This window comes from Shewanella sp. SR1 (assembly GCF_020447145.1).
GTDB lineage: Bacteria > Pseudomonadota > Gammaproteobacteria > Enterobacterales > Shewanellaceae > Shewanella > Shewanella baltica.
Genome location: NZ_JAJAEF010000011.1, coordinates 90571 through 101597, shown reverse-complemented (window position 1 = coordinate 101597; position 11027 = coordinate 90571). Strand labels below are relative to the sequence as shown.

General features: G+C 45.4%; 11 protein-coding genes. All 11 read right to left on the bottom strand.

Going from position 1 to position 11027, the window contains the following annotated elements; all coding sequences use genetic code 11:
- Positions 1-30: 30 nt before the first annotated feature.
- Positions 31-633 (bottom strand): nucleoside triphosphate pyrophosphatase, encoded by a 603-nt coding sequence (locus KV201_RS12465; RefSeq protein ID WP_226059501.1) that lies wholly within the window; start codon positions 631-633, stop codon positions 31-33.
- A gap of 2 nt (positions 634-635) precedes the next feature.
- Positions 636-1124, bottom strand: coding sequence for a rod shape-determining protein MreD (mreD, locus tag KV201_RS12460; RefSeq protein WP_226059500.1), 489 nt, complete (start codon positions 1122-1124; stop codon positions 636-638).
- Positions 1121-2131, bottom strand: a complete 1011-nt coding sequence (gene mreC / locus KV201_RS12455) for a rod shape-determining protein MreC (RefSeq protein ID WP_226059499.1) — start codon at positions 2129-2131, stop codon at positions 1121-1123. The genes mreD and mreC overlap by 4 nt, the downstream gene beginning before the upstream one ends.
- A gap of 44 nt (positions 2132-2175) precedes the next feature.
- Positions 2176-3225, bottom strand: coding sequence for a rod shape-determining protein (locus KV201_RS12450; RefSeq protein ID WP_006083256.1), 1050 nt, complete (start codon positions 3223-3225; stop codon positions 2176-2178).
- A 340-nt stretch (positions 3226-3565) separates the two neighbouring features.
- Positions 3566-7333, bottom strand: coding sequence for a DUF6701 domain-containing protein (locus KV201_RS12445; protein WP_226059529.1), 3768 nt, complete (start codon positions 7331-7333; stop codon positions 3566-3568).
- A 13-nt stretch (positions 7334-7346) separates the two neighbouring features.
- Complete coding sequence (locus KV201_RS12440; RefSeq protein ID WP_172599547.1) at positions 7347-7841, bottom strand: MSHA biogenesis protein MshP; 495 nt, start codon at positions 7839-7841, stop codon at positions 7347-7349.
- Positions 7831-8697 carry a PilW family protein gene (locus KV201_RS12435; protein ID WP_226059498.1) on the bottom strand — a complete coding sequence of 289 codons (867 nt, stop codon included), beginning with the start codon at positions 8695-8697 and terminating at the stop codon, positions 7831-7833. The genes KV201_RS12440 and KV201_RS12435 overlap by 11 nt, the downstream gene beginning before the upstream one ends.
- Positions 8697-9275 (bottom strand): prepilin-type N-terminal cleavage/methylation domain-containing protein, encoded by a 579-nt coding sequence (locus KV201_RS12430; RefSeq protein WP_226059497.1) that lies wholly within the window; start codon positions 9273-9275, stop codon positions 8697-8699. The genes KV201_RS12435 and KV201_RS12430 overlap by 1 nt, the downstream gene beginning before the upstream one ends.
- Entirely contained in the window at positions 9265-9762 is a 498-nt protein-coding gene (locus KV201_RS12425) for a type II secretion system protein (RefSeq protein WP_226059528.1), read from the bottom strand. The genes KV201_RS12430 and KV201_RS12425 overlap by 11 nt, the downstream gene beginning before the upstream one ends.
- Before the next feature lie 172 nt (positions 9763-9934).
- On the bottom strand, positions 9935-10444 hold the full coding sequence (locus tag KV201_RS12420) for a type II secretion system protein (protein WP_107946446.1): 510 nt from the start codon (positions 10442-10444) through the stop codon (positions 9935-9937).
- A 13-nt stretch (positions 10445-10457) separates the two neighbouring features.
- Positions 10458-10964, bottom strand: coding sequence for a type II secretion system protein (locus KV201_RS12415; protein WP_107946445.1), 507 nt, complete (start codon positions 10962-10964; stop codon positions 10458-10460).
- Positions 10965-11027: the final 63 nt, after the last annotated feature.

The following is an 11027-nucleotide window of genomic DNA, read 5'->3' as shown; positions in this document are numbered from 1 at the left end:
ACCTCAAGCCGCAATACCAGTAACAAGGCGTTAAATCAGCCCAACCTCGGCTAACAACTCACGTGTTTCAACCAAAGGTAAACCCACGACGCCAGAATAACTGCCTTCAATCGCAGCCACAAAGCAACCGCCAAGTCCTTGGATACCGTAACTACCGGCTTTATCCATTGGCTCTTGTGAAGCGACATAAGCGTCAATATCGGCGGCCGATAAAGCGCAAAAACGCACTTGTGTTTCGACTAAGCGCACTGAGGTTTTGAAGCTTAAATCTGCATCCGCTTGGTAAGTCAGCGCCACAGCGGTCATCACTGTATGCGTTCGGCCAGATAATTCACTGAGCGTACGCTTAGCATCGGCCACATCCAGCGGTTTGCCTAATATTTGGTTTTCAAGCACAACGATAGTATCAGAACCTAATACAGCAGGCTGTGACATATCTGCGCATAATGCCAGTCCAGCATGGGCTTTTTCGACGGCTAAACGGCGTACATAATCCCTTGGCGCTTCACCTTGCTGCACGGTTTCATCAATATCCGGCGCCACTTGCGTGAAACAAAACTCAGAACGACCGAGTCCAATGTGAGCCAATAATTCTTTGCGACGTGGCGAAGTTGAAGCTAAAACTAAATCCACAGTTAGCGAACCTTATAATGACGTCGAACCCGACGTAGAATCCAAAATATCCAAGGCCAGATCACGAGTCCCGAAATCGCAGGTAAGAATAGATCGGTATCGAACACCGCCTCTTGCATGACAAACTCGACCCAGTAAATCACTAAGTGATACATACAAATGAGCAACATGATCACCAACGACTGTTGCCATTTAGGGAAATTTCGCAATCGCTGGCAATGCAAGATGGCGACATAAATCACCAAAGACATAGCTAAAGAGCGCACGCCTAAAGTAGCGCCCAATAAAATATCTAACACTAGGCCTAACACCCAAGCGGTTAAGATGTTGTATCTATGGGGTAATGCGATTGACCAGTAGAGCACAATCATCAACAACCAGTCGGGACGCCAAGCATCAACCGCACTCGGTAAAGGCATGATCTGGCTGATCACGCCGATAAATAATGTCACCCAAACAATAAAGCGCCCATTGGCAGCTTGAAAGCTCATCGATGCACCTCAGTCGCTGAAGGAGTGGTTTCCGTTGCCGGTTTGGCCACAGTGGCTGCGGGTGTCGTCACAGGCTTAGTCGTCTCTGCAGATGTGCCTTCAGCAGGGCTTGCGCTGCCGATTTTTGATGCCTCTTCGCTAAGCGATTGATCCGCAGCAGGAGCTGTGGGCTGATTTGGCAAGGTCACACCTGAATCGGGAGACGGCCAAATCAACAACACATAACGAATACGATCTAACGCTGCGAGTGGTTGAGCAGTAACTCGAGCATAGCTTTGGCCGTCTTCAGTCAAGACTTCCAATACCCGTGCGACGGGATAACCTTCGGGGAAGCGATTGCCTAAGCCTGAAGTCACCAATAAATCGCCGACACGAATGTCGGTACTCTTGGCCACATGGCGCAGTTCTATCTCATCAAGCTCACCCGTACCATTGGCGACAAGGCGCACATCATTACGGGTAATACGCACAGGTAAACCGTGTGATACGTCGGAGAGCAATAGCACCCTGCTGGTCATTTCACTGACCTGCACCACTTGGCCGACAACACCTTGCGCATCCACCACTGGCTGACCTACAAATACACCGCTACGAGAACCGTGATTCAACACCACGTAGTGATGGAAAGGATCGCTGGCGACCTCTAGCACTTCGGCCACCATCTTGCGCGAATCCAGATAGGCGGGTGAGCCTAACAATGCCCGCAAACGCTCATTTTCTTGGCGTAAATGTTCGAAACGCTGTAAGCGTTCACTCATCAACAGTTGTTGCCTGAGCAGCTCTTTATTTTGCAACGCCAGCATATTGCGGGTGGCAAAACTTTCAGATGACCAGTCAAGCGCCGCACCGGGCACGCTGGCTAAATACTGTAATGGACTAAAGACAGAGGATAGGTTTTGCCGCACAGGATCGAGGCGATGATTAGCCACAAGCAAGGCCACCGACAAAATAATTGCCAGTGTCAGACGGAATTGGTTTGAAATACCACGAACAAAAATTGGCTTCATAGGAAAGCTAAGGCGGTGATTAACCGCCCTATACCGAAGTTAAATTAGGTTTCTTCGGAGAACAGATCGCCGCCGTGCATATCAATCATTTCGAGGGCTTTACCACCGCCGCGTGCTACGCAGGTCAATGGATCGTCCGCCACCATTACTGGAATTCCGGTTTCTTGCATTAATAAACGGTCTAAATCACGCAATAACGCACCACCGCCAGTTAACACCATACCGCGCTCAGAAATATCTGAAGCTAATTCTGGTGGAGATTGCTCTAACGCCACCATCACAGCACTTACGATGCCAGATAATGGCTCTTGTAAGGCTTCTAAAATTTCGTTGCTGTTCAGTGTAAAGCTACGAGGTACACCTTCAGCCAAGTTACGGCCGCGGACTTCGATCTCTAGCACTTCATCGCCAGGATAAGCAGTACCGATAGTGTGCTTGATACGCTCAGCCGTGGCTTCACCAATTAAGCTACCGTAGTTACGGCGAACATAGTTGATGATCGCATCATCAAACTTATCACCACCGATACGGACGGAAGACGAATACACTACGCCATTCAGCGAAATAATCGCGACTTCAGTGGTACCACCACCGATGTCCACTACCATAGAACCCGTCGCTTCAGATACAGGTAAACCCGCACCAATCGCAGCAGCCATAGGTTCTTCAATCAAATATACTTCGCGAGCACCAGCGCCCATGGCTGATTCACGGATCGCACGGCGTTCAACTTGAGTGGCGCCAACTGGCACACACACTAGAACCCGTGGACTTGGACGAAAAAAGCTATTGTTGTGCACTTGTTTGATAAAGTGCTGCAGCATTTTCTCAGTCACATAAAAGTCAGCGATTACACCGTCCTTCATTGGGCGGATAGCTTGGATATTGCCAGGCGTTCTGCCGAGCATTTGTTTAGCTTCTGTGCCGACCGCGGCAACAGATTTCTGACCGGAGCCACCACGCTCACCACGTATAGCAACAACAGAAGGCTCATTGAGCACTATGCCTTCGCCACGAACATAAATTAATGTGTTAGCTGTACCCAAATCGATCGATAGATCATTAGAAAAAATGCCGCGTAGCTTCTTAAACATGTAACTAGCCTGTATTCTGTGGAGTCAGAAGAAAAGAAAAATCAGCTAACTTTATCAATGCCACCCTGATTCCACAAGACCGAGGAGGTTAACAATCGCTAATGAAGTGATTTTTTTTCAAATCGTCCTCTAAAAAACAGTATTTAAGCGGAAAATACTGTTTATTGACGAAAATATCGACAACCGAAAACGAAGAAACATACAAACCAACAACAAATGTCAAACTCAGAAATTGCATTTAGAATCTGTCGCTAGGGTTTCAATCGACCTTCAATAAATGAAACTGACGCCCAATCAATACGAAAGACTCAGTTCAATCTAATGACTGAAATCACTTAGATTAGTTTACCTCACGCCAATAGATGATTCTGTCATGACCACGATAACGGCCAAAATACGCACTTGCCCGCGGATCAGTAAGATCTGTTGGTGATACACCATTCCAATTCCAGTACCATTCTAGCCATGTCGGCACATCAAAGGGCGCAGTCACTTGACCGCGGTATGGCGCACCAGTTGAGGTTACAGCTTGCCAGAGCAACTCAAATTGGCCAGCTTGGAATGTTGCAGTCCCGCCAGAACGTACAACACTTTGCCCCGCCACTAAGTCAGGATCAAAGTTGTAGCCAAGACCAGCATTATCAACCTGAGAAGCAAGGCCATAGGTGGTGAAAGTGCAGCTATCGTTGGTATTCAATACCCAACTGCTACCATTCCAATATTCGGCCCGAGTCGGCATACGCAGTATTTCTGTCTCAGGACCATAGGTGTTATCCATCACCACACGGCCGTGACGCAAGATTTGAGTGCTGATTTTCTTAGAACTACAGTTAGTGCAATTGCCCGTCGTTGTCGCATCCATATCTGGCGAAGCGACATAGGAATAAATGCTATTGGGATGAGGATCGTTATCCATCAATTGCACGCCAATATCAAATGATTCGAAAGGACCATCTTGATACAAATTCGTCGCCACATTTGGGGTCACCCGACTAAAGTTAGCTCGGTAAGAAGCATCGACCATCGCCACGCCTTGATCCCAACTATCAGCATTTATAAGTAAGGCACTTAAGCGACTCTGTAAATCGACACCATTATTGTTGTTTTCTCCCACTAATTTGGCAGTAGCCAGGGAGAATGGCGGGAAATAGTTTTTCGTTATATCCCCCGCGATATTTAAAGCACTGAGCTTCATCGACATAGGGAACAACTGATCCATATAGCTAAAGCCGCCACAGGCAGGTATGACAGATATGTCACTGACTAAAAATCTGTCAGGCACAAAACGGCCAATATTGGCTGAATAGCCAATTGGAATATTTAAACTGCTTGCCGTCCCTAAATAATTAGGGCTCGCCTGCGCCGCAATTTGGAATACCCCCACTTCGCTAATCGTCTGATTAGTTAAGGTATTGAGATTATTGGCCTGTGCCGAGTGGCTATAGGATGCCACGCCTAATGCGCCATCATGGCCACCACTGGAAATGCTTGGCGCAACGACTTTACTAGCAAGCCGCATGGCTTGATCGCTAAAGTTAGGCGTAGATAAGTTGCCCGAGCAAAAGTCCTTATCGCCATCTTTCTCCCAAGCCATTGCCTGAACCGTCATACCGAAATTCTGTCCCGCTTTACGGTAGGCATTACAGCTCATATCCGCACTTGGGCAACTGGCGCTGGCGTCCACGGGTTTGACACATAACCCAGCAGGTACGCTGACAAATTGGTCAGAGCCTATCATCACTAACCCCTGTTCATCGCCTGTCCCAGTATATTGTGCATCTAACTGTAACTTGCCTGCATCAGGGTAATTCACGGCAATGGTTGCTGTGCCACTAGCATCAAACACAATATTGACGGGTTTTGCTGCCGTACTAACTTTACCAATAGCCGTATTATTAATAGTGACGGCTTGCGGAGAAATAGGTGAGTTTGGCGTCACATAGGTGCTCCAAAAACTAACGCTTTTAGTCTGGCTTTTAAAATTGGCAACACACTGTTGAGTGGTATCCGATTTTTTAACCGCTTTTACTGAAACATTAACGGCTTTATTTGCCACCTTATCAGGCACGTCAAAAATAAAACCACTATCAGCAAAAATCAGAGAACAATTATTCTCGCTTAATGCACTATTGCCAATACGACAAAGCGTCTTACTTAAGGCTTTGGTCGTTGGGTTTGAGCCCTTGACTCCTAACGTCGTGACTCCAGGTGTATTTCGTCTCAGCTGCAATTGTGTCGTTCCATTACTGAAACTAACTGGGTTACCGCCAACCCATACGCCATCTGTCGTTGAGTCAGGCAGTAAAGTGGCCGTTATTGGATCGGTAAACAGTTGGCTACAGTTCGCATTAGCACAAGCTCGGATAGTGACCGTTTCAGGACTACAAGTCAGCCCTTGACCCGTATGATCAAACTCAAAATGATCGATTTGTGCGCCAATAGGGTTAGCTTTTAAAGCACAGACTTGAATATTATCGATTTCATGATTGTTATAGTAATCCCCCGTCGAGCCAGTTAATGACAATAAAAAATCACTCGGAATCGCCGCTTGGCCTCTTTCTGTGGCTACGTTGAAAGGAGAAATTAAGGACTGAAAACCGGAACCAGTATTCCGTTCGACTTTAACCACAGCCTGACCCGTAGTCCGTGAGTCAACGGTGATTTTGTATCTTGATGTCGCACTATTACTACTGCTATCAACGGTTGGCGATAAGCAATTACTATTAACATTTGTTTTGCCATCATTACAGGCACCGTGTAAGTAACGATATCCCGATGTTCCAACACCAGAACCCCGTACTGCAACGGATTGGCGCCGCTGCCCAATATTAGTATCAGCGTCACCGCCTTCGCCGGAGAAGTTACCAAACTCATCGATCCCAATACCCAACCAGCCGCCAGCAAAGCCGCTAATGCCGGGCTTAAATCCATAACCTAAGGGGCCGCCAAAGGCACCGGGCTGGGGCGTAATGGCGGCATCTGATAACACCACCGCGATACCATCGGCACCAGTACCACCATAGGCATAGTGCTCGAACTGGATCTCGACTAAGTTATTGGCTGCTGGGAATAATCTTTGATAGGTCGAGGCGGTGGATTGATTCGATTTCGCCTCGGTTAAGCGCATACGACCACTGACAACCGAAGGAGTAAACGAACCACTACTACGTGAAACCACCCAGTCATTGCTTAAAGCACCCAGAGAGAAACGATCATTAAAGCACTGTAAAACGGGCGCAGGATTACAATTTGGAACAACATCAATCTTTGCAGCATTATCATCAAATTTAATACTACTGTTGCCACCTAAACTAATATTTCTTGCAGTAATAGCTCCTTCCAAATAAGAACTACCATCTAGCACCGCATTTCCTTCTGCAACAACATAGGATTTAAGAGATGCCCCTCCATTGAGAGTGAAATTTGAATAGCTATAAATGAGAAATTTTTCTGGCTGTCCAATGGTATTTAAGTTGTAATGTCTATAGTTATTCTTAATAAAAAATGACACTGTACCCGTAGAAGGAAAAACTAAAGTAACGCCATCATTTATCGCTAAGTTTTCAATCCAATACTGACCTGCTGACAGTACAATTCTCCCAGAGGTAGCCGTCAACGATTTCATTTTGTACACACCATTAGGGCTTACAAATCGAATTGTTTTATCGGATTCACCCTTTAAAAGAACGTTCTTATACTCACCCTGAACTATATCAATCTGCGTATTATTATAAGTTGGAGGACCAATATCCACTGAGCTGGAAGACTTACACTGACCAAAATCCAAGCGTGTTGACGGTAGACTCGCAACATAATTTCCAGCCCGACAGAATCGAGCTGACCCATTAGAAGGCACGCATAAAAAATCAGCCCAGTAACCACCTTGGTTATAATTACGGGTGGGTAATGAACTGTATATAGAGAAAAAACCATCATAGGGAGCGTTGTACAAGTATGCGCTATTAAACGTTATAGTGCCGCTTACATCATAATTGTTAACCCCCGCAATAAAGGTATTACTCCAATCGGCTTTTAACGCAGATGAAAAAGAAGAAAAAACGAGGCATGTCACAATAATGAGTAATTTAAATAACTGACGCCTAATCATTACAGCCGAAAAATCAGTTTCCACGAGCTTCTACCTCAACTTGTCGGCTAACACGCGTATCACCGCTTTCACAAACTGCCGTGCTGTTAATTCTATACTGAGTCACTGCGCCCACCTTATATTCAGTACAAGTCAAAGAAACACTACAAGCATGAAAACCAGTCACATTAGGCATATTTTTCCAAGTTGAAGACACGCTAGAGCAGGCTGGCACATCCCCTACTGCCGCTGCGAGTGGAAATAACTGCGCTAATGCCGCATCTGCACCACTGTTTGCAGCGGCAAAGGCACGAGTGCCCCACACTTCTTGGGTTAACCCTGTATCGCCGTCCTCCACGATCTTAATCAGTGCCGAAGCCAGTAAAAACATCACAGAAATCACAAACACGCCGATGATCAGCGCACTGCCCCGCTGCCGCACAGGTAGAACATAAGATTTTGATCTTGATAGTGATGTTCTGGATGCTGAGTTACGCCCTACCGAGCGACAATATGAATTAAGGAACATTGATCACCTGCACTTGATGTCGATATTGGAACGTCTCACCATTGACATTAAATCTTGGCTGCAAGTGCACCATGGCATTATTGACTAAACTCGATGGCGTTAAGATCAACGGCAAGTCATTACTATTATCGAGACGATTCGCCACACTTTGCGCCATTAGCACGCCCGTACCCATAGTGGCTGGATTTGGTTGAACGGTATTAAAGTTATAACCAGCATAACGCACTATTTGTAAATCATTACCGCTTGCACCCTTTTCAAAGCAATAGCTCACAGGACTCGAACCAAAATAGATCCGTTGTCGTGGTGATGCTTCGGCAAAACGTGTTGGCGCAGTAAAAGTCAGTGTCACTTGATGCTCAAAAGAGGGATCCGAGATAGCAATCGTTTTAACCTGTGCCCGTTTTTGTCTCGCGCTGCTATACACATCGGCGTCAACCAAAGGATAGATCCAAGCGAATTGATTCTCACTAATCTTATTCTCATCCTGATTTCTATCAAGAATCACGATCCCAGTACTCGCAGCCGCTGCGGGGATGATTGGCATAGTGAGATAAGTTGTGCTGGCCTCGATCGGTACAAATTCAATACATTGATAGGTCAGCGAATCGCTATTAAGACGCACACTGTTGGGCAAAGCACTACGTAGCTCACGGGTCATTCGCTCAACGGCAAAACGGCTCTGGCTTAGTACTTGATCGACTGAACTCGACTCAACAAAAATCCGCGTACCAAAAATAATAAAACTGCTCACCCCGACCACAAGAATCCCCAGAATCAAGATCACTGTGACCATCTCAACTAAGGTAAACCCCCGTGTGGATGCTTGCATACGCTGTGCAGTTAAAGAGCCCATTAGTAATTGCTCCTCACCAGATTGTAAGTGATCACTTCATTGTCCGGCGTAGTCACATTAATGGTGACTAGCTTAGTATTGGGCGCAGGCCCATAGGCGACAGTGACACTTAAACGATAGTTAGGATAAGCAGCGGCATAGGTTTGGGTTGAGTTGAGCATAGTGGCGTTTTGACTTAAACCGTGATAATCGTCCACATCGTTAAAATCGTTACGGCCCTCGCCTTCATTAGGCCATTTCCACTCCGATGACCCTAAACTGGTCACATTTGAGCAAGGTAACCCTAAAAGACTACCACAGGCAGGCACACCGCCATTGGCATTAGTGTTTTGATCGTAACGCTTGCCCCAGATCTCATTCATCACCGAATGAGCAAGCTCGGCACTCTTCACTCTATGCAAAGTCTTAGCCGCACGATCCGCCTCTGGAAATAACATGCTGGTTAGCATCACTATCGCAATGGCAATCACCAGCATGCCAATCACTAATTCGATAAGGGTAAAACCCTTCTGTGGTTTGGCTTTTTTGGATGTTTTTACTGATGCTTTACCCAATAGCAACCGAGGATTAATTCGCATAAATATAACCCTCGCTGGAGACGTTAATCATCACAGTGTCATTAGCAATCACATTAATGCATGGCCCATTACAAGCCAACGAAGTGCTACCATCGATATCGAAATCGAGGCTGAAGTTACTGCTGTTAATACTGTTAGGGCCTACTAGCACTAATTGAGCACCACCTTGAAAAGCTTGGCTATAAAGCGGGTTGGGCGATAATGCTGTACCAGAACAAACCGCCCCATTTCGGGTAGAGAATTGACTCACTTGATAGCCAGTACCAGAAACGGTTACACGAAAACACCTGTCAGTATTATTGAGCGCTTTTTGCTGTACTTGACGCAGCTCGCTAATGAACTCATTACGTAAACTATAGGCACTGTAAGAAGACTGAGTAAACAGGCGTGGCAGTACAACCACAGCAAGAATTGAAATCAAGATGATGGTCGTCACTAATTCAACTAAGGTAAATCCGGCCTGTTTTGACATAGAGAAGTTAAGCATCACTCGGGTTAATTGCTGATTTCAAGTACTAAGTTCAGTTTCTGCCAACAGTATGATTAACGCAAATAAATGTCGGTAAATTCTTGGCGGACTCATTTCTTTAAAATAATGCAAGAACCGCATTTTACCTAAAAAAAAGGCCTGCTAGGCAGGCCTTTAAGTCTTAATAGACTTAACAGCCTGTTACTACAGGAGTCACTGTAATTGGACCGTATGAATCCAAATCATTCACGTACTGAACATAACATTGGCCACCTGCGGCCGTTCCGTCAGGAACAGTTTGCCCTTGAGGATAGAAATAAATGCTACCAGTAGCTAAAACATAGAGCCACTCACTTGATGTTCCGCTAGGAGCAACCTTAATATCCAAAGCATTTTCCAAGGAACCTGTCCATAAAGGTGTTGCATGTCCATAGTTAATCAAAACTTTGTTACCTGTAGATACACTAACAGATGGCGGGGGTGTAGCTGTTGAAGCAACAGTATTATTGCCTGCGATTAAAGACTTTGAGTTGATAAGCGTATCCGCACCTTTAATTGCAGCTTCTAATCCTTTCACTGTTGAAGCTCTAGCATCCGATTGTAGATTAATAAACTTAGGCGCTGCGGTAACAGCTAAAATGCCTAAAATAATGATCACAACCACTAACTCAATTAATGTAAAACCACTTTGTCTTTTCATTTAAAACCCTTAATTAACAACCAGATGACTCAATATGATACTTAGGAGGATTGCTGGCATCCGCCTGTTTGTATTCAACCCAGCATTTTGCCGTATTTGAAGGCGTTAACTTTTTAGGATGAATTATTGCAGGAGTTGTAAGCGTCGTTGTAACCGCAGGCGCTTCAACAATCGTCCACTCGTTAGTGGTATCTAAATCAAGCACTAAGACCATATCAGCTGCAGCTTGCTTCAGATATCCATAAACACCGTCAACTTCAACATCGTCAGCTGCATCAGAATTACCTTTATCATCGATGATAATGCTAGATACATCCTTACTCTCCACTCCCTGAATAGCCGCCTTAGAGTAAACAAGCGAATTAGCACCTTGCAAAGAGGCTTTGACGCCATTCAAAGTGGATGCGTATGCATCAGACTGGAGATTAATAAACTTAGGTGCCGCTGTGACAGCAAGAATACCTAAGATGATGATCACTACTACTAATTCTATTAAGGTAAAACCTTGTTGTCTTTTCATTCTTAATTACCTATTCAATAACTTTACAAAAAAGTTGATTAACTTAAGCATGACGCTTTAGTT